This window comes from Clostridioides sp. ES-S-0054-01 (assembly GCA_021561035.1).
Taxonomy (GTDB): domain Bacteria; phylum Bacillota; class Clostridia; order Peptostreptococcales; family Peptostreptococcaceae; genus Clostridioides.
In genome coordinates, this window is record CP067346.1 from 2143907 (window position 1) to 2164051 (window position 20145).

A 20145-nucleotide genomic window follows, 5' to 3' on the forward strand; every position below is an offset into this window, starting at 1 on the left:
CTCCTTATTTATTAAGAAGTTTAACTCCGGACTCATTAATGTTAGTATTTTTTTCATAAAACACTTCTCCTTTTCTATTCTTATTTAAACACTTATACCAGTGCTTCTAATATTATTCCATAAATTATATATTTGTGTCAATAAAAATAATATCATTAATGTTTTTGTACAGTGAAAATTTTTATAGCGAAAATAAGTTTATACTTTCATTTATATTTTGGAATCACTTATATTGTCATCAATTCATGTATATGCAGTTTCCAATAGAGTCTAACTTTGTAATCATTATATATCAAATAGTTTAGCTCTATAAATTATCATCTCTACAAAATAAAAAAATAGCTAATAATAATAAAACACTTTTAAATGTTCCAAAAAATTAGCTATTTATAATATAATTTTAATCTTTTTTAACTTTAAAAATTATCCTTTATAAGTAATCAATGGCTTCATGGTTGCCACTACTTGAATAAGTTCATATTCTATCAAACTTTCAATAATTTGCTCTATATTTTTATACGCCTCTGGAGCTTCTTGAAATAATAAATTTACATCATTACATAGAATCTGACTTTTAAATTTAGTTTGCTTTATAGTATCTTTATTATACTTATTTTTAAGACGAGATTTACAAATTGAACGAGACCATTTTCTGCCTGCTCCATGTGATAGAGAATATAAAGATATCTCTGTATTTTCAGTAGGCATAACTATATATGATAGACTGCCTCTTGAACCTGGTATAATCACAGCTCCTCTTTCGCTTGAAACAGCACCTTTTCTATGTATAAATTTGTCTTCTCTTTTTTCTATAAAATTATGATTTATAGATAATATTTTTTCAATATCTCCAGATATACCTATTGATTGCATAATTTTTTTACTGATAGCTTCACGATTACGCTCTGCCCAGATTAAAGCATTATCATGACTTTTAATATAATCTACTGCTTTATCACTTTCAACTTCAAGCCCATTTTTATCATAAAATTTTTTTAGAATAGTTTCTCCATAATTTCTTGACCCACAGTGAACTAACATCATAACATCATCAGATGAAAATTTTAACTGTTCAAATTTTTCTTTATTATAAACTTCACTTATACATTGGATTTCTACAAAATGATTTCCACTTCCTATAGTTCCTAGGTTTAAGATTGGGCATTCTTCTTTATATATATTTGTTATTTCTACATCAGACAAGTCTTTAATCTTGCCAAGAGACTTAATCCATCTATCTTTTTTAAATTTCTTTTTTAAAACTCCAGTTTTAAATAAAGTCATTCCACAGCCTATATCATTTCCAATTATATGTGGATAAATAATATTTCTAGTTTCAACTGCTAAACCCACAGGTATTTTACCTGCATGTAAGTCAGGTAATCCTACTACTCTTAAAATTCCATTTAACTTTGAAATATCTTCAAGTTGTTTCCTTGCTATATCTTCAATCCAACATTTATTACTTGCTATAATTGTTATTTTACTCATGTTTTGCTCCTTTTTAGTATGCTCCTGCCTTTAAAAAGTAGCAAAAAGCTGTAACCTTTAGCCACAGCTTTTTTATTCTAAACTGTAAAAGCAGGTGGCTATTTGTTAAAATACTCCTAGACATTTAGTACCTCATTATTTTTTGTTAACATAATAACCACTTCCTTTCATAATTTAAGACTACACTAAAATTTCTATGTATATCATTTATAGACATTGATTTTAAAATACTTAATATACAATTTTTATATTATGGAACTAATAATAATCATCGAAATCATGACTATAGCTAGACCGGCAACAACAAGTTTTTTATGTAATTTTTTTCTCATTTTACTTTTATATTCTTTTTTAACCTGTATAACTTTGTCTTGTTTCTGTTCTTCCTCTTTCTCATCTTCAACTTCTATATATGCTTTTTCATACATTACTTTACTTAAATCAATAATAATATCATTGGCTCTAGTATACTTATTATTTCTTCCAAGAAGCCTTTTTATAACATTTATAAGTTCTGTATTTCCATTAATTGCTTTTATACTATTCCAATCTAATCCCTTATCAATAGATTGTAACATTTTTTCTTCTGAATTTGATTCTCCAAAAGGTAATTTTTTAAATATAGATTCAAATAGAATAAGACCTGTCGCAAAAAAATCACTCTCTTTATCGGTATAATTTATACATAGTTGATGTGGACATAAATATTTTCTGTTCCCATAGCTTCTTGTATTAACCCCATTATTTGCTTTTGTAATTCCAAAATCACAAATTTTGATATTATATTCTGTATCTACTATTATACTACTTGATTTTAAACTACCATGATATGAATGATTCCTATGTATCATTTCTAAAGCTTTTAAAACTTGTATCATTATATTTACGATTGCTTCTAAATGAAGATAATTACCTAAAATTAATTCATCTAATCCGATACCATTAAAGTCTTCACTTACAACATAATACAATGTTGCTTCTTCTGTACAATGAATTCCAACATCTATTATTTTTAGTATATAAGGAGAGTTTATCTCATCTAAAGTAGTACTTTCATCAATTAAATTTGAAACAAAATCCTCACAGATATAATCATTGTGCTTTATGACTTTTATTAGCACATTTTTTTTGTAAAAAACATCTCTAGCCTTATAGATTTTGTTAATTTCTAAAACGTCATCAGAATTTACTACCTCATATCTATTGCCTATAAAATTCAACCATGTCACCTCCTCATACATTTTATATAACTAAATCTATTTACAATTATACCAATATATAGGAATATTTTCTATATATTAATGATTGTAATGTTAAAACAAGAACTATTAATGATAATTTTATACAAAAAAATGATGGTATCTGAAAATGAACTTTTTAGTTCATTAAGCACTCTTTTTTGTATTAAATCAAATATATTTTCATCATTTTAACAATGAAAAAGAGGCTTATCTCTATTTTGATACAGCCTCGTTTTTATATTATAAATATCACTTAAAAAAATTATTTATTTTTTCAGTTCTTTATAAGAACTATTTGATATATGTTCTTTTTTTATGGCCTTTCCACTTGAATCTTTAAATATTCGATATGTAGAATACTTATTTTGCCCAGTTTGTTTTACTTCTATGGATATATTCGGTTTGTCACCAGAATTACCATAGATTACTGATGATACACTTCCTCCACCTGCATAATTTTTAATATATACAGGATGATTATATGGATTTTTAAACTTTAAGTTTAATCCCCCGTCGCTCACAGTAGCATCTCTTCCTCTAGGTACATAAGTAGATGCGGATGAATGGTTTGTAACTTGAGTTATCTCCATCCCTGAAAGAAGAGCAGCATTATAAATTGTTGAAGATGTTTGGCAAACACCTCCTCCTGCTGCTTGTTCTAGCTTACCATAAACTATAACTGGTGCATCTTTATAACCATTTGCTTTATTACTAGGTCCTGTAAGTTTATTATATGAAAATTCTTCACCTGGCATTAATAATACATCACTAGTTTTTCTTGCCGATAAACCTACATTATATGACCTACCTTCTACGGCCTGAGAATAAGTAGTTGAATATTGACCTATAACAGAATTCACAGCTTTTACTTGTTCAGTTGTTATATCTGGTTTTTGAAGATTTACTTTAAGTTCTAAAGATTTATGCTCTTTATTTTTTATCATATCATATATAGATTCTTTATTTGCTGCTAAATCAAACTCTCTTCCCACGACAGAGTCTGTGTAATTCAATCCTCCACTTCCAACACTAATAGATGCATTTTTCATTTTGACATTAATACTGTCTGCTATAGAAGATACTTTAGAACTAAGCTTTGCCTCATCATAACTGGATTCTATTTTTAGAGCTAGTTTATTTATTCTTATATCAATATATTTTTTTAAGTTTTGAAAGTAAGACCCTTTTTTTGTAGTCTCATATGCATTTTTCACAACTTCTTCTGTATTATATCTTAAATCAATATCTTTTGGAGATATCGTATATTTTTTCCCATCATAGCTAAGATTTAAATCTTCTGGAGTATACTTATCTGTTATAGCCTTTAATGCTTCTTGTTTAGTCATATCAGATACATTTACTCCTTCTATATACACATTTTTAGCGATTTTCCCATTATACAGAAATCTGTTGTTAAAAAAATAAGTAAATCCTCCTATAGCTACAACTAAAATTGCTAATACTATTATAATATTTCTCTTTTTTTCTTTTCCTAATCTTGAAACCCTTGTTGCACTTCTGCCCATAACTTCACCTCATTTTAACACTCTTAATTTTGCATGATAGAGTTTCCACTTCAAAACTACTTTAGATTATATTTGAATAGCTTTTTTTAAACAAGGAATTTAATCAAATGTAACTTTATTGTAAATTTATGTTTTATAATTAGTTTTATTTTTGATATTTTTTATTATATTTTCATTATTTCTTAATAAAAAAATTGTTGATTTTATAATAATTAATTTTATTTATGTTGAAATTTAAATGTAACCTATCACAGGATAATGGTCAGACAAGTAAATTTTTTCTACTGTATATCCTTTTATTTCAGTATTTTTATTGACAAAAATGTAATCTATTCTAGAGTTTGATTTTTCAAATGTGGGTAAATAAGACTTGTTTAGTGAAATGGCCATATCATTAAACATACTTAAAAAGACATTTTTCTCATTGAAATCACCACACAAAACAACTGTCCCCACTAATCTGTTTCTATAGTCCATTATTTCGTCCAATTGTTTTGCTCTCTCCTGTCTATCAAGACCCAAGTGAGTATTTATTATATTTATAATTCTTCCATATGCATTTATAGTTATACAAAGTGCTCCCCGTTGCTCTTTTTTACTAGTTAAGAAAAAATGGTTACTGTTTAGCATCTTAAATTTTGTAAATGTACAAATACCATATATCATATTTACTTTTTTTACATTTGTAGCAAAGACACCATCCATATTTAAAACAGCTTTTAAAGCTAGAAATTGAGGATATAATACTTCTTGTAAACAAATTACATCACAATCCAACTGTTTTAAATATAGTCCCATTTTAGTTAGAGTTAATCTATTATTTGAATCCATACCTTTATGAATATTGTAGGTTACTATTTTCATAATAATATCACCTCTTATGCAATATAATACTTATTAAAGTTTAAACTTATTTACTTTTCACTTAAACCATTACTTATCTTATAAAATCAAATACTTATAAACTTTATCACAAAAAAACCTAACTTAAGTATTTATATTCTACATAAGTTAGGTTTTATAAATTATTATAATATTTATTATTTCATCCATTTCTAATGATGATTCTCCTTTTTTATCTTTTTCAATTTGCCTTCACTAACAACAAATAAAAATCCCATCTTCTTGTATATTTCATCCAATTCAATTAAAGTTACTTCACCATTTTTTAAATTTGTTAATGTTATATCTTGTATTCTTCTTGATGGAATTATCATAAGTTATCAACACTCCTTTAAATTCTTTTTAATCTTTATATTTAAATATATTTATGCATTATGATATATATTCATAAATTATTAAAATAAATTCAAAAAACACCCGTTCTGCAAACATTCGTTCTGTATATTTATTATACACCATACAGATGTTCGATTCAATACAAAAATTAAATATATCTCGATTTTGGTAAATTTTACAATATTATACACTAAATATGTCAAAATATCTTCTTGAAATAAATTATCTTGTCAAACAAAAAAAGCCATTTCAATAAAAGCTTATGCTTAAATTAAAATGACTTTTCTTACTTAAATTATTAATTTTATACCATATTTTTATTAAGCTAACATATGTAGTATTTGAGTTACCATAAGAGCACAATAAGTACCTATAATATTTCCTAAAAGCCCCATAAGTACACCTACTGGTATTAATACAGGATTATGAACCCCAGCAATCATAGGAGCTGTTGTTACCCCACCTATATTAGCTATACTTCCTACCTCACAGGTAAATAAATCAAGTTTAAATAGTTTTGCAAGCCCTATAAATGAAATCGCATGTACAAAAACTACTACTAATCCAAACATTATGTAAACAGGTGCTTCTGATAATCCAAAGAAATTTGCTTTACTACCTGTAGCTGCAAGAAGTACATACATAAACACATTTCCTACCAGTGTACTTCCCTTAAGCTTTGATACTTTTGTCATACCTAATAATATTGACACTGTAGATGCAACAAGTACTACCCACATAGTTTCATTAAGTATACCTGAAGTTGGAAGTATTTTAGATACAATTTGTGCGAAAGCTGCAACTCCAAACCCAACAGAAAGTAAAATCATAAGTTCTACAAATGTAGGTGATGTATTGTCACTATTTTCTTTTTCAAGTTTTGATGTAACCTCATCTATAAAACTTGTATCACACTTTGTCCATTTGTTAAATCTAGCTCCAAACTTTACAGACATTAGACAAATAGACATCCATACTGTATATCCTATAGAACCCATAAGTATCGCATAACTAAGACCTTCTTCTGCAACTCCTAGAGCATTAGCTGCTGCAATCATATTTGATGAGCCACCTATCCATGAACCAGATGCTGCTCCAAGAATTTTCCATGAATCTGCACCCATTGAGCCTTTAAAAATTATGAATGCTATAACAAATCCAAGCATAAATGTAAATGTAGCACAGAAAAATGATAGTAACATTTTAGGCCCCATCTTTAATATTTTTCTTAAATCACATTGAATTAATAAGAACACCAACATTAATGGAAGGAAATTTACTGTTATTATATTTTGATACGTTCCAACATCTTCATTTTGTGCAAATAAACCGAATGATGCAAGTATAGCTGAGCCTAAATATATTAAAAGCATTGGATTAATAACATCAAATACCTTCCATTTTAATTTATCAACCATAAAGAAAATTACACCTACGAATACAATCAAGAAACTACAATATACAAATCCATTCTCAATCACATTATACACACCCTTTCTTTTCCTAATTAATTTGATTTTTTATGATTCCTAAGTAAAGACTTTTTTCAGACAATAAACAATTAAAATAAATATTTTTACCTAAATCATACTAATTAAATACATATATGACTAAATATTTACATATATTAATAAAGGTCTACAAATTAATTACTTTAGATATGAATAATCTGAATTTAAAATCTTTTTCAACAATTATTTTATTACTAAAATTTTTATTTGTAAAGATAATTAAACTAAATATTTTATTATTTATCTATTTTGTTTTGTATTTATTCCTATTAATTATTAAATCAAACTATTTTCACTTTAAATCTACATGATGTAAATTAAATTTATTTTATATACTTTTTTTTAAATACGTTTAGATTTTTTTCTTTCAATTTTAGTTTTCAGAACATTCGTATTTATGTTATAATTTGTATGAATATATTTATTTAGGAGGAAATAATATGAATTTAAATTTAACTAATACTATAAATTTAATGAAAAAATATTTGGACATTCCAAGCCCAGCTGGGTATACTGAAAATGCAGTTTTAGAAAGTAAAAAAGATTTTGAGGATTTAGGTCTTGATACTATTCTTACAAAAAAAGGTGCGCTTATAGCTACTCTTCCTGGTGAAGATGATTTAAATCAAATAACAATATCTGCACATATGGATACACTTGGAGCTATGGTAAAAGAAATATCATCTGATGGTACTCTTAAGTATCATAAAGTTGGTGGTGGATGTTGGAATGCTATAGAAGGAGAAAACTGCACTGTTATAACTAGAAAAGGTAAAAAAATTAGAGGAAGTGTTGTATTTAAATATGCTTCTACTCATATATATGGTCAAACAAAAGCTGCAACTGAAAGAAATGAAGAAACAATGATTATTAGACTTGATGAAAAAGTATTTACAAAGCAAGATGTATTAGATTTAGGAATAAGTGTTGGGGATTTTGTGTGTCTAGACCATCGCTTTGAAGCTACAGAATCTGGTTTTATAAAATCTAGATATATAGATAATAAATCAGCTGTGGCAATGGTTCTTGAAATATGTAGATATTTTAAGGAAAATAATTTAACACCTAAACATACTACTAACTTTTATATAAGTAATTATGAAGAAATTGGGCATGGTGTGTCTAAATGTTTACCTGAAAAAACAAAAGAATTTGTAGCAATAGATATAGCACCTACTGGACCAAGTCAAACATCTAGTGAACATGGTGTAACTATAGTTGCAAAAGATAATTTATCATTATATGATTTTAATTTAAGAAACAAACTTGTCGATGTTGCACAAGACAATAATTTAGACTACGCTGTTGATGTATTTACTTTCTACGGTTCAGATGCTTCAGAAGCTATTCGTTGGGGAGAAGATGTTCAAATAGCATGTGTTGGTCCTGGAACAAACAATAGTCACCACTATGAAAGAACACATATAGAAGCTATTGAGAATACACTAAAACTACTTATAAATTATATGCTTAAAGAATAATTAATTATATATTTTATCAAAGTCAATTCTTAACAAATAACCAACTTTAATTTTTATTTTTATACAAAAATTGGTTTTTATATAGACTTAATTTCAATTTACTACTATTATATAAGTAGCTTCAATTTTCTTTAGTTAATTTTTATTATAATTTATATAAATTGTGTAAAAATTTTCTTTAGTTAATTGTTGTTAAATTAAATTTTTACAAGCTAAACCTACCAGAAAAGAGTTATCTAATCTGTAAGGAAATAGTTTAATATAGCACATTATACTTGTGTAATTAATGACTTTTCTTTTGTAGAAACTTTTCTTTACAAAGAAAAGTTTTTTGATTTTGGATTTGTTTGAGACATATTTTCTGCGTTAGGAGGATATTTATGAAAAAGGTTGCAGTTATAAGTGCTATTTTGGAAGAACCAAAAGAATGTCAGATTAAATTCAATGATGTTGTATCAGGTTTTAAAGGTATTATTAAAGGAAGAATGGGAATTCCTTGCGAAAAAGAAGGCGTATCAATCGTATGCATAGCAGTTGTTGGCGAAATGGACACTATTAATAGTTTGACTGGTAAATTGGGAAATATACCTCACGTATCTGTAAAAACTAGTATATCAAAAAAAGAAATTTAAGGTGGTGAGTACAAATGAGTCTAAATTCTACTCCACAATCAATAAGAGTACATATAGGTCTCTTTGGCAAAAGAAATGCAGGTAAATCTAGCATAATAAACGCTATAACAAATCAAAGTGCTGCAATAGTCTCAGATATTGCTGGAACTACTACAGACCCAGTATTTAGACCAATGGAAATCCTTCCTATAGGACCTTGTGTTCTTATAGATACTGCCGGTCTTGATGACATTGGTGAGCTTGGTGAACTTAGAATAAGTAAATCACTTGATGTTTTAGAAAAGACAGATATAGCTTTACTAGTAGTGGATTGCCAAATTGGTATATCAAAAGAAGATTTATCACTAATTGAAAAGTTTAATGATAAGAATATACCTCATATTTTAATTCTTAACAAGATTGATACAATTGAGAATCAATCAGAAATTTTGAACCTAGCTAAAAATAAAGTTAAATGTCCAGTTGTTTCTGTCTCATCAACAGATAAAATTGGGATTGAAGATTTAAAAAATGAAATAATAAGAGTTTTACCTAAAGATAGCACTGAATTTAGATTGGTATCAGATTTAATTGAGCCAAATGATTTAGTTGTTTTAGTTGTTCCAATAGATAAAGCAGCTCCAAAAGGTAGACTTATACTTCCTCAACAGCAAGTTATAAGAGATGTTTTGGATAATGGGGCAATTTCTATAGTTACAAAAGAAGATAGTTTAAAAGAAACTCTATCTAATTTGGGTAAAAAACCTAAGCTTGTTATTACTGACTCTCAAGTATTTCCACAAGTAGATAAAGATACTCCAAAAGATATTCCTCTTACATCTTTTTCTATATTATTTGCTAGACAAAAGGGAGACCTTAAAGAATTGATTAATGGCGCTTACGCTTTAGAAAATTTAAAAGATGGTGATAAAGTCTTGATGGCCGAAGGATGTACTCATCACAGACAGACTGATGATATTGGAACAGTAAAAATACCTAATATGATTAGAAAGAAAACTGGTAAAAATATTAGTTTTGAATTTAGTTCTGGAATATCATTCACTGAAGATATAAATAAATATGCCCTTGTAGTTCACTGTGGAGCTTGTATGATGAATAGAGTTGGAATGTTATCTAGAATTGAAAAGGCAAAATCTTTCAATGTACCTATTGTAAACTATGGTATCTTAATAGCATATGTAAAAGGTATTTTGGAAAGATCGCTTGAACTTTTCAATTACTAAAAATTTAACTATATTTAATAATTACATATTTGGAATATGACTAAGAATAAGATTAAATACTTTATAGATAAACTTTACAGCATTAATTCATTAAGTTTTGATGAACTACTATATTTAATAGAAAATATCGACAATGAAGAATATAACTTTGAACAAAATTTAAGAAACTATCTTTATAAACAAGCTAGCGACATGAGAAATAAACATTATGGAAATAGAGTCTACTTGAGAGGACTTATAGAACTTACAAACTATTGTAAAAACAATTGCTACTATTGTGGAATACAATCTTCCAATAAAAATATCATAAGATACAGGCTTTCACTTGATGAAATACTTGAATGTTGTGATATAGGTTATAAAATAGGATACAGAACATTTGTTTTGCAAGGTGGTGAAGATACATATTTTACTGATGATAAAATATGTGAAATTATTTCAAGCATAAAAAATAAATATGAGGATTGTGCCATAACCCTATCACTAGGAGAAAAGAGTTATGACTCGTATAAAAAATACTTTTCATGTGGTGCTGATAGATATCTTTTAAGACATGAAACTGCTACAGACAGTCATTATAAAAAATTACATCCGCCAAACATTAAGCTTAGTACTAGAAAAGAATGCCTAAAACACCTTAAGGAAATTGGTTATCAAGTAGGTGCTGGATTTATGGTCGATTCACCATTTCAGAGCAATGATGACCTTGTTCGTGACTTATTATACCTAAAAGAATTAAATCCTCATATGGTTGGAATAGGACCTTTTATTCCACACCATGATACAATATTTAAGGATTATAAACATGGAGATTTAGAAAAGACATTACTTATGCTTTCAATTACAAGACTTCTACTTCCAAAAGTTTTATTACCTGCTACAACAGCTCTTGCATCTATAAACCCTAGTGGTAGAAATGCAGGTCTTTTAGCTGGCTGTAATGTAATTATGCCAAACCTTTCTCCTCAAGAATTTAGAAAACAATATTCTCTTTACGATAACAAAGCCTTTACTGGTCAAGAAGCTTGTGAATATCACCAAAGTTTAGAAGAAAACATCAAGTCATTAGGACTTAAGGTCGACTATTCTCGCGGTGATAATATTGAATGGAGGCGTTTGTAAATGTTCATAAACCATGAACTTATTAATTCTTTATTAAAGGATGCAAAAAATTCAACTTATGATGATATTGAAAATGTACTTGATAAGGCTGATAAAAGGGAAAAACTTAGTTATAAAGATATAGCTATACTTCTCGAAGTAGAAGATAAAAAACAATTAGATAGATTATTTAGTATAGCTGGGCAAATAAAAAATGAAATATATGGTAATAGAGTGGTTTTATTTGCCCCTCTTTATGTATCAAACTACTGTGTGAATGAATGTGTTTACTGTGGTTTCAGTAAATGCAACAAATTTAAAAGAAAAAAACTTACTATGGACGAAATAAAAGAAGAGGTTAAAATATTAGAAAAAATGGGTCATAAAAGACTTGCTCTAGAAGCTGGTGAAGACCCTAAGAATTGTGATATAAATTATATCCTAGATTGCTTAGATGCAATTTATTCAACGTATAACGAAAATGGAAATATAAGAAGGGTAAACGTTAACATAGCGGCTACAAGTGTAGATGAGTATAAGTTACTAAAAGAAAAAGGAATAGGAACTTATATATTATTCCAAGAAACTTATCATAAGCCAACATTTATAAAAATGCATGGTCAATCTATAAAAAATGACTACTATTACCATTTAACAGCTTTTGACAGAGCTATGGAAGCTGGTGTTGATGATGTTGGTGCAGGAGTTTTATTTGGTTTATCTGACCCTAAATTTGAAGTTCTAGGGCTTATGATGCACAACGAGCACTTAGAGGAAAAATTTGGTGTAGGTTTCCATACTATATCTTTCCCTAGATTAAAAAAAGCTGAGGGCATGAGCTTAGAAGATTTTCCTCACTTAGTTTCTGATGATATGTTCAAAAAAATAGTAGCTATAACTAGATTAGCTGTTCCTTTTACTGGAATCATAATGTCCACTAGAGAAACTGCCGAAATGAGAAATGAATTGTTAAAATACGGTGTATCACAAATTAGTGCAGGTTCTCTAACAGGTGTTGGAGGATATAAAGCATACGAAGATGGTGACAACACAGAACAATTTGAAGTTGGAGACCATAGAAGCCCTGTAGAAGTGCTTAAAGAATTAATTACTGATGGATATATACCTAGCTATTGTACAGCTTGTTATCGCAAGGGTAGAACTGGCGATAGATTTATGAGCTTAGCTAAAAGTCGACAAATCCATAATGTCTGTACACCAAATGCTCTTACTACATTAAATGAATTTCTGATTGACTATGGAGATGAAGAACTTAAAACTATGGGCAAAAAACTTATCTCAGAGGAAATAGCTAAGATAGAAAGAGAAGATATAAGAAACATAGTATCTAACAATATGACTGCCTTAGAACGTGGAGAGAGAGATTTATACCTATAAAATTTTATTACTTATATATTATTTATTGTATATTCCATGGGTTAGTAGTAATATTATCTAAAGGGAAAGTTTAAGGGAGGGAGATTAACATTGAAAGATAACAACAATACCAATAAAACTATTCAATTTGGAGAAAAGAAAGCTATCCTGGAAAACAATATTCAAAAAAATAAAAACACCAAACTTGATAATACACATAAAGTCATTCCTTACCCTAAAAATAGAAAAAAGGATGGTAAAAAGAAAAGTAACAAGAAAAAGAATACAAACATCAAAAAATATAAAGTAAATAAAAATAGTTATGGGAATTCTTTTTTTAACAACAAATACAAGTATAAAAGAAAACCATATGTTATTGCTTTATACACAGTAATTTTTATTCTTTTGGCAATATTAATTATAACTAAATTAACAGATAATACGAACAAAGGTAACTATTCTCGTAATACTGTTTCTGATACTCACAAGAATGACACCCGAAACATGACCTTTAATGAACCAAATAATCTTCTTACTTGTGGGTAACTTAAAAGAGTTATCTCATTTCAGAAATTACTTTCTAAAACTGAGATAACTCTTATTTTTATTTAATATTTATTTTACCAACCTTGAGTTACTTCATATACTTCATCACCAATTCTACCATTTAAATAATCATCTATTGCAGAATCTATGATGCTCATTGCTTTATCTACTTGTTCTTTAGTTATTACCAAAGGAGGTTGTACTCTTAAAGTAGATTGCCCTAAGAATATCATTATTAAACCAGTTTGTATACATCTATAACATATCTTAGTTGTAGCATCTGGATTTTTTTCGTTAGAACCTTTACCTTTAACTATGTCAACTCCTATAGATAATCCCAGACCTCTTATTTCTCCAATTATATCGTATTTCTCTTTTAACTTTTCAAATCCCGCTTTAATATAATTTCCCATTTCTATACTCTTTTGAAGTAAGTTTTCTTTTTCAATTATCTCTATAGATTTTAAGGCAGCTACACATACTGTTGTATTTCCAGCTAAAGTAAATAGATGTGCTGGTGCATCAAGACTTTGCATTATCTCAGTTCTTCCAACAACTGCTCCTAAAGGTAATCCACCTCCAACAGATTTTCCAAGAACTATAAGGTCTGCCTCAACACCAAAATTTTCTATACCAAACCACTTACCTGTTCTTCCCATACCTTGTTGTATTTCATCACTTATAAGCAATATTCCATTATCTTTACATATTCTACTTAATCCCTGTACCCACTCTACTGGAGGCACTATTATTCCTGCATCTCCTGCTATTGGTTCTATAAATACTGCAGCTACTTCTTCTGCTGGTAGATAGTGTTCAAAAGCATATTCTATCTCATCTAAACATTCTTTAGCTGTTCTATTTTTATCAGGGTAATGGAAGTGATAAACCTCTGATAACAATGGACCCATTTTTCTTCTCATATTTGTACTTAATGCAGATATAGATATAGCACCATAAGTACTTCCATGATAAGATTCACACATAGATATTATCTTTGTTCTTCCAGTATACCCTCTTGCTAGTTTTATAGCAGCATCTATACAAGCAGAACCGGTTGCACTGTATAGTACTTTTTTATCATTATCTCCAGGGGCTATCTCCACAAGCTTCTCAGCTAACTTTACAGGAGGATCACTATGGAAATATGCAAGTGTATATTGTGTGATATCATCCATTTGTTCTTTAACTGCCTGTGAGATTTCCTTATTACCATGACCTACATTCGCAGAACCTGCACTTGCTAAAAAATCTACATATTCATTACCTTCATAATCATATAACATAGCACCATCACCTGATTTAAATGCTACTGGGTAGTAAGGTATTTTTTGAGTTTTAGCAACATACTTTTTTTCTTCTATACTTATCATTTGACTAGTTATTTCGCTCATTGGCAAATCATCCCTTCTTTAAATAAATTTATGTTTTAAAATTATTGCGATTTATAAAGATATTCTCATATAAAATTCTTTATATAATTAATGTTATTATCTTCGGCACAAATTGTCAATATATGTTTTTATAATTTTCAAAATATTTGTTATTCAGAAACAATATATTTTACTTTCATCAAATAAACATTATTTTTCAAAAAAATAAGGACTCTATTCTGTTTTTATAGAGTCCATTGAAAATTATCTTATAAATACCATTATTCTATTTTTTATTAAATTTTATAATTATCTTTTATTCTCATTAATAATCGTTTTAAAATACTCTAATTGCTCTTGTTGTTTTTTATGTTTTATATATGGAAAAGCTTTTATAACTCTTTTTTGTAAAATAACATTGGACTTTATACGGTCTAATTTACTGTTTATTGTATTTATTTTTTCTCTAGCTTCTAATTCATTATTATTTATTGTTTTAAATAAAGCTTGTATCTCTTCTCTATCAAATTTATCCAACTTTACATTTATATCATTAAGGTCTGAAATTATATCGTCTAGTAAGTTTAACTTTATATCTAACTTTTTAAGTGTCATAATAGTAACAATTAAATCAAGTATAGTCCAAAGTGTTGTAATTATAGCCATTGAAATTAATATTCTATATGGAATCATACCTACAAAATACTTTACAAATGGATGTATGAACTTTATTATTAAAACAGACATTATACCAAAGTATATTGCATTTTTTAAACATACTCTACCCTTTATATTGAATTTTCTGTCAGAATAATCCCACCATTTTGCATGAAATAAGGTTTCTAAAATAAATCCTGTAAAATACTCTAGTATTGTGGTTAAAATCATGCCTAATAGAAATACTATAATTATATTATTAAATCTTCCCAATAGTGATATCACAATCACTGCTCCAAAACCATAAACAGGGCATATTGGACCATTTAAAAACCCTCTATTGATTATTCTTTTACTTGCTATGGAACATCCTATACTTTCTACTGCCCATCCTAAAAAAGAATATATAAAAAAGTATAAGATATACTTTATTATTTCCATAATTTATCTCTACTCCTTCACTAAGTTATCTTATTTTATGCATAATGTAAAAATAATTATAGAAATAGTTTTTTCGTTTTTTATATTTGTTATTCTTTTATTTCTGCTTAATTTTTCTAATATCATTAGGAAATAATTTATTCATATTTATGTAAATAGTAATTCCAATTATGTCACCTAATAAGTTTAAAATAATATCGTCTATATTACTACTTCCAAGAGCAAGAATATATTGTATTGATTCAAATCCTACACTAACAAGTATAATTGCTATAACTATAGTTTTTTATTTAAATTTTTAAATACTATAGGGAAAAAATTCCCATGGGAATAAATATTCCTTAACTTTTAAGTAAAAATACAAAAAAGTCTACACTTAAATGTGCAGACTTTAACAAAGCTTCATACAAATACAATTTATTGAATAATGAACAATCTTAGTGTAGAAAAAACAATAACTAAAGTTAAAAGAAGCCTAGCATATAAAAATTTTTTTTCTTTCAACATAACTCCTGCGATTCCAAATATAAAAAATAAAAATGCAATAAATTTGCCAATAAGATTATTATTAGGATAATAGCTAAAAAGCATAAAACAAAGTACAAATGTAAGTACCCCTATTGCATTAAACACAATTTTATTAGATGCTATTTTTCCTTTGTTAAAAAAGAAAGAGAATATTGATACTAAATCTAAAAATAAAAATACATAAAACATTCCTTTTAAAACGTCCATTTTTATACCCCCTAAAAATTCTAATTATAATATCCAATTTATTTCACATGATTATCAATATACTCAATATTTTATAACATCAATACAATAATATTATAAATTTATATTACTAACGTATTACCTCATATTCATACATATTATAATCACATTCATACATATTTAAAGACTCATATATTGATTTTGCATTTATATTTTCTTTTTCCACATATAATCTCATTCCAACAATGTTTTCATCTTTATCGCATATATTCTTTATATAATTAAATAAATAATTAAAGATACCTTTTCTTCTATATTCCTTCTCTACATATACACTCTGAATCCAAAGGAAATTTCCATTTCTCCAATCGCTCCACTCATATGTATACATAATCTGTGCAACAACTTTATCAAATACTGTATATACATAATATTTTCCTTTTCTCTCATCCAACAATAATGCTTTTACACCTTTAGTCAAGATATCCATATCAAGCTCTTTTCCTTCAGTTTCTCTAGCTAAATTATAATTAAATTTTGCTATTATATCCAAATCATCCATACGAGCTTCTCTTATCTCTATTAATTCTTCATTTTCATATAGCTCTATGTAATCCTTTTGTTGTTCCATATTTATTCCCCCATATCTATTTTATCTATTGATGTTTTTTATACAATATATTTATAGAGTTTTTTCTATCTTCATAAATGCATAGTCAAGTGTAGCTTCTAAATTTCCATTATTCTTTCCACCCCCTTGAGCTAATACCTTACTTCCTCCACCTTTACCATCTATAAGACTTATTGCATCCTTTAATAAAACTCCCATATTAATATCTTTTAAATTTTTAGAACATGCAAAAACTAAATTTATTTTATCTTCAAATTTAACAGCTAATAATGCAATATTATCTTCATCTTCTGTAATTTTATTTGCTATCTTATTTACATATTTCAAATCTTCATCATCATAAATTTTTTTAATAACTGCGATATTACCAATCTTATTTGCATTTTCAAGCATTTCTTTAACCTGATATGTAGCTACTACTTCTTCAAGTCTCCTTTTTTTACTTAGAGCCTCTTCCACTTTACTATTTAGATTTACGATACCATTTATAGCATCTTCTTCACTACAACTCAAATATCTGCATATTTTAGTTAAATATACATCCCTTTTTAATACTTCATCCACTGCCCTTTTACCTGCCAAAAATTCTATCCTTGTACTCGATTTATGTTTTTCCCATTTCTTTATTTTTATCATTCTCAATTCACCAGTTGATTTTGGGTGTACTCCACAACATGCATTCGTGTCTAAATCCCCTATTTTTACTACTCTTATTTCTTCATCAGTATTTGGCAAATCACGTCTTAACCAAATCTTTTTCAATTCTTTTTTCGTTGGAAGTAATGTCTCTACTTGTATATTCTGACGAATAATTTCATTAGAAAGCAACTCTATCTCTCTAATTTTATCCTCATCTAAATTTCCTTCTATATCTACTGTACTATACTCACTTCCTAGATGAAAACCTGTTGTATTTGCATTGAAAGTCTTAAAAAAACATCCTGATAATACATGTTGTCCAAAGTGTTGATGCATACCATCTTCTCTTCTATCCCAATCAATACTACATTTTACTCTATGTATCTTTATTGGTTTTTTATCTAATACATGGTATACTTTTTTTCCCTCTTCATATACACTTATTACATCATAGTTGTCTATTTTTCCTAAGTCTGCAAACTGACCTCCTCCACCAGGGAAAAACGCTGTCTTATCTAATAAAACATGAAACTTATTTTCTACTTCTCTTATTTCAACTATTTCTGCTGTAAAATCTTTTATATACTGGTCTGTATAGTATAACTTTTCCATTATAACTCTTTCTCCATTTCCTTAGTTCTAAACTACTTTAATTTTTTAATATATAAATCTTAATCTAACTTTAATTTAAGTGAACTAAAATAGAACTCATCCTATTCTTCACTAACAATCTTATACTATATTTTAACATATAGATATTAATGTTAACAAATTTATAATCGTATATTATTTCGATATTTTACAAATGTACATACTTATACGTTTTCTTACAACATAAAAAATGTATTGAAACAGATTAAACTTGCAAACTAAATTTAATCTGTTTTACTAATCTCGTCTATTATTAATAGTTTTGAAATATACATTACTTTTCTAATATTAAATTTTCTAAATATCAATAAAATAATACTTATTAATAATTTTTAGTATGTGTTTATTCCCTTAATATTCATTAGTATAAGGTATATTAACATTGCTTTTTTAAAAATTTTAGTATAAAATCATATTAAATAAATTTTCTGAAATAATAGAATATTAAAACACATAAAAAACAGTAACTAATATTTTATAAAACTTTATAAGAAAATTATAAAAACATAAAGTATTTATATAAATTTATAGAGTTTATACGCTATCTTTTTATAATATATAATATTCTTATAAATGTATCGTTATCTTAAGGGGAGTGATTTAAAATGGCAATAAAGCCAAGAAAAATATCTATTGTAGGTTCAGGACATGTTGGTTCTCATTGTGGATTCAGTTTGATAACTCAAGGAGTTTGTGATGAACTCTTTATGATTGATATAGATGAATCTAAGGCAAAAGCTCAAGCTTTAGATTTAGCTGATGCAGTTTCATATCTGCCACATAAAATACATATAGAAAAAGGAACTTTTGCCGATTGTAAAGATTCTGACATAGTAGTAATAAGTGTTGCAGACTCTTCAGAAGGACCTTTACGTAGACAAAACACAACTAGATTAGACTTACTAAGACCAACCATTGGAATGATAAAATCTATAATAAAACCTATAGTTGATTCTGGTTTTGATGGTATATTTGTAGTCATATCTAATCCTGTTGATGTAGTTACAAATTATATTTGGGAAAAATCTGGCTTTCCTAAAAATAAAGTTATTGGAACTGGTACAGCTCTAGATTCAACAAGACTTAGAAGACTTTTATCTGAAGAAACTAAAATAGCTCAACAATCAATTCAAGCTTATTCTATGGGTGAACATGGAGATTCTCAAATGATTCCTTGGTCTCATGTTTCAATTGGTGGTAAGCCAATCTTGGATATGATAAAGGATAATCCAAATACTTATAGCAATTTAGACTTACAATCAATAGTTGAAAAAAATAAAAAAACAGGAATAAGTATAATAAATGGTAAAGATTGTACAGAATTTGGGATAGGCACTGCTTTAGTAGAAATTGTAAAAGCTATACTACACAATGAGAAAAAAGTTCTGCCAGTTTCTACATTATTGGAAGGTCAATATAATGAAAAAAATGTATTTGCAGGTGTTCCTTGTGTTATAGGAAAAGATGGTATTGAAGAGATTATTGAAATCAATATGACTGAAGATGAGCAAAATGAATTTAGTAAATCTTGCTCTGTTTTAAGAGAGCATATTGCACTTTCAAAAACACTTTAGATTCAAGATTATTTTTTGCACTAAAAGCAGGTAAATTGCTCATAACAAAAAACTTTTAACCAAGTTAAGTTTAAATCATTTATACCTGCTTTTAACT

Annotated in this window: 18 protein-coding genes and 1 pseudogene; 7 read left to right on the forward strand and 12 right to left on the reverse strand. The window is 27.5% G+C overall.

What is annotated here, in order from left to right; all coding sequences use genetic code 11:
- Positions 1-423: 423 nt before the first annotated feature.
- The 6 genes from JJC02_10270 to JJC02_10295 all read right to left on the reverse strand — a co-directional run bounded on the left by JJC02_10270 (position 424) and on the right by JJC02_10295 (position 6978).
- Positions 424-1491 (reverse strand): RNA ligase RtcB family protein, encoded by a 1068-nt coding sequence (locus JJC02_10270; GenBank protein ID UDN53297.1) that lies wholly within the window; start codon positions 1489-1491, stop codon positions 424-426.
- A gap of 245 nt (positions 1492-1736) precedes the next feature.
- A complete protein-coding gene (locus JJC02_10275) occupies positions 1737-2732 on the reverse strand; it encodes a protein kinase (protein UDN53298.1) in 996 nt (331 codons plus the stop codon).
- A 266-nt stretch (positions 2733-2998) separates the two neighbouring features.
- Positions 2999-4258, reverse strand: a complete 1260-nt coding sequence (locus JJC02_10280) for a VanW family protein (protein UDN53299.1) — start codon at positions 4256-4258, stop codon at positions 2999-3001.
- 234 nt (positions 4259-4492) lie between these two features.
- The gene (locus JJC02_10285) at positions 4493-5122 is read right to left on the reverse strand and encodes an endonuclease/exonuclease/phosphatase family protein (protein UDN53300.1); all 630 of its coding nucleotides are present in this window, start codon (positions 5120-5122) and stop codon (positions 4493-4495) included.
- 191 nt (positions 5123-5313) lie between these two features.
- Complete coding sequence (locus tag JJC02_10290) at positions 5314-5475, reverse strand: hypothetical protein (GenBank protein ID UDN53301.1); 162 nt, start codon at positions 5473-5475, stop codon at positions 5314-5316.
- Between the two features lie 342 nt (positions 5476-5817).
- Complete coding sequence (locus tag JJC02_10295; protein UDN53302.1) at positions 5818-6978, reverse strand: DUF819 family protein; 1161 nt, start codon at positions 6976-6978, stop codon at positions 5818-5820.
- Between the two features lie 470 nt (positions 6979-7448).
- Here JJC02_10295 and JJC02_10300 point away from each other — a divergent pair, with 470 nt between their 5' ends.
- From JJC02_10300 to JJC02_10325, 6 genes are all read left to right on the forward strand, one after another.
- A complete protein-coding gene (locus JJC02_10300; GenBank protein ID UDN53303.1) occupies positions 7449-8489 on the forward strand; it encodes a M42 family metallopeptidase in 1041 nt (346 codons plus the stop codon).
- A 380-nt stretch (positions 8490-8869) separates the two neighbouring features.
- Positions 8870-9121 carry an iron-only hydrogenase system regulator gene (locus JJC02_10305; protein ID UDN53304.1) on the forward strand — a complete coding sequence of 84 codons (252 nt, stop codon included), beginning with the start codon at positions 8870-8872 and terminating at the stop codon, positions 9119-9121.
- Between the two features lie 14 nt (positions 9122-9135).
- Complete coding sequence (gene hydF / locus JJC02_10310) at positions 9136-10344, forward strand: [FeFe] hydrogenase H-cluster maturation GTPase HydF (protein UDN53305.1); 1209 nt, start codon at positions 9136-9138, stop codon at positions 10342-10344.
- A gap of 36 nt (positions 10345-10380) precedes the next feature.
- A complete protein-coding gene (hydE, locus tag JJC02_10315) occupies positions 10381-11466 on the forward strand; it encodes a [FeFe] hydrogenase H-cluster radical SAM maturase HydE (protein ID UDN53306.1) in 1086 nt (361 codons plus the stop codon).
- On the forward strand, positions 11467-12843 hold the full coding sequence (gene hydG / locus JJC02_10320) for a [FeFe] hydrogenase H-cluster radical SAM maturase HydG (protein ID UDN53307.1): 1377 nt from the start codon (positions 11467-11469) through the stop codon (positions 12841-12843).
- 90 nt (positions 12844-12933) lie between these two features.
- The gene (locus JJC02_10325; protein ID UDN53308.1) at positions 12934-13368 is read left to right on the forward strand and encodes a hypothetical protein; all 435 of its coding nucleotides are present in this window, start codon (positions 12934-12936) and stop codon (positions 13366-13368) included.
- A gap of 74 nt (positions 13369-13442) precedes the next feature.
- Here the strand turns inward: JJC02_10325 and JJC02_10330 are convergent, their stop codons facing one another.
- From JJC02_10330 to JJC02_10355, 6 genes and pseudogenes are all read right to left on the reverse strand, one after another.
- Positions 13443-14762: an aminotransferase class III-fold pyridoxal phosphate-dependent enzyme gene (locus JJC02_10330; GenBank protein UDN53309.1), complete on the reverse strand. Its 1320-nt coding sequence runs from the start codon at positions 14760-14762 to the stop codon at positions 13443-13445.
- A gap of 288 nt (positions 14763-15050) precedes the next feature.
- Complete coding sequence (locus JJC02_10335) at positions 15051-15839, reverse strand: putative ABC transporter permease (GenBank protein ID UDN53310.1); 789 nt, start codon at positions 15837-15839, stop codon at positions 15051-15053.
- A gap of 97 nt (positions 15840-15936) precedes the next feature.
- Positions 15937-16165 (reverse strand): annotated as a pseudogene (locus tag JJC02_10340) (VanZ family protein).
- 91 nt (positions 16166-16256) lie between these two features.
- Positions 16257-16574, reverse strand: coding sequence for a hypothetical protein (locus JJC02_10345; GenBank protein ID UDN53311.1), 318 nt, complete (start codon positions 16572-16574; stop codon positions 16257-16259).
- Positions 16575-16683: 109 nt separating this feature from the next.
- The gene (locus JJC02_10350) at positions 16684-17184 is read right to left on the reverse strand and encodes a GNAT family N-acetyltransferase (GenBank protein ID UDN53312.1); all 501 of its coding nucleotides are present in this window, start codon (positions 17182-17184) and stop codon (positions 16684-16686) included.
- Between the two features lie 51 nt (positions 17185-17235).
- Entirely contained in the window at positions 17236-18435 is a 1200-nt protein-coding gene (locus JJC02_10355) for an alanyl-tRNA editing protein AlaX-L (protein ID UDN53313.1), read from the reverse strand.
- 644 nt (positions 18436-19079) lie between these two features.
- Between JJC02_10355 and JJC02_10360 the strand changes: the two genes are divergently transcribed.
- A complete protein-coding gene (locus JJC02_10360) occupies positions 19080-20048 on the forward strand; it encodes an L-lactate dehydrogenase (GenBank protein ID UDN53314.1) in 969 nt (322 codons plus the stop codon).
- The last annotated feature ends 97 nt before the right edge of the window (positions 20049-20145 follow it).

Coding starts and splice junctions, on each gene's coding strand:
- JJC02_10270 (UDN53297.1), bottom strand. CDS start 1,491: ATGAGTAAAATAACAATTATAGCAAGTAATAAATGTTGGATTGAAGAT.
- JJC02_10275 (UDN53298.1), bottom strand. CDS start 2,732: ATGTATGAGGAGGTGACATGGTTGAATTTTATAGGCAATAGATATGAG.
- JJC02_10280 (UDN53299.1), bottom strand. CDS start 4,258: ATGGGCAGAAGTGCAACAAGGGTTTCAAGATTAGGAAAAGAAAAAAAG.
- JJC02_10285 (UDN53300.1), bottom strand. CDS start 5,122: ATGAAAATAGTAACCTACAATATTCATAAAGGTATGGATTCAAATAAT.
- JJC02_10290 (UDN53301.1), bottom strand. CDS start 5,475: ATGATAATTCCATCAAGAAGAATACAAGATATAACATTAACAAATTTA.
- JJC02_10300 (UDN53303.1), top strand. CDS start 7,449: ATGAATTTAAATTTAACTAATACTATAAATTTAATGAAAAAATATTTG.
- JJC02_10305 (UDN53304.1), top strand. CDS start 8,870: ATGAAAAAGGTTGCAGTTATAAGTGCTATTTTGGAAGAACCAAAAGAA.
- hydF (UDN53305.1), top strand. CDS start 9,136: ATGAGTCTAAATTCTACTCCACAATCAATAAGAGTACATATAGGTCTC.
- hydE (UDN53306.1), top strand. CDS start 10,381: ATGACTAAGAATAAGATTAAATACTTTATAGATAAACTTTACAGCATT.
- hydG (UDN53307.1), top strand. CDS start 11,467: ATGTTCATAAACCATGAACTTATTAATTCTTTATTAAAGGATGCAAAA.
- JJC02_10330 (UDN53309.1), bottom strand. CDS start 14,762: ATGAGCGAAATAACTAGTCAAATGATAAGTATAGAAGAAAAAAAGTAT.
- JJC02_10335 (UDN53310.1), bottom strand. CDS start 15,839: ATGGAAATAATAAAGTATATCTTATACTTTTTTATATATTCTTTTTTA.
- JJC02_10345 (UDN53311.1), bottom strand. CDS start 16,574: ATGGACGTTTTAAAAGGAATGTTTTATGTATTTTTATTTTTAGATTTA.
- JJC02_10350 (UDN53312.1), bottom strand. CDS start 17,184: ATGGAACAACAAAAGGATTACATAGAGCTATATGAAAATGAAGAATTA.
- JJC02_10355 (UDN53313.1), bottom strand. CDS start 18,435: ATGGAAAAGTTATACTATACAGACCAGTATATAAAAGATTTTACAGCA.
- JJC02_10360 (UDN53314.1), top strand. CDS start 19,080: ATGGCAATAAAGCCAAGAAAAATATCTATTGTAGGTTCAGGACATGTT.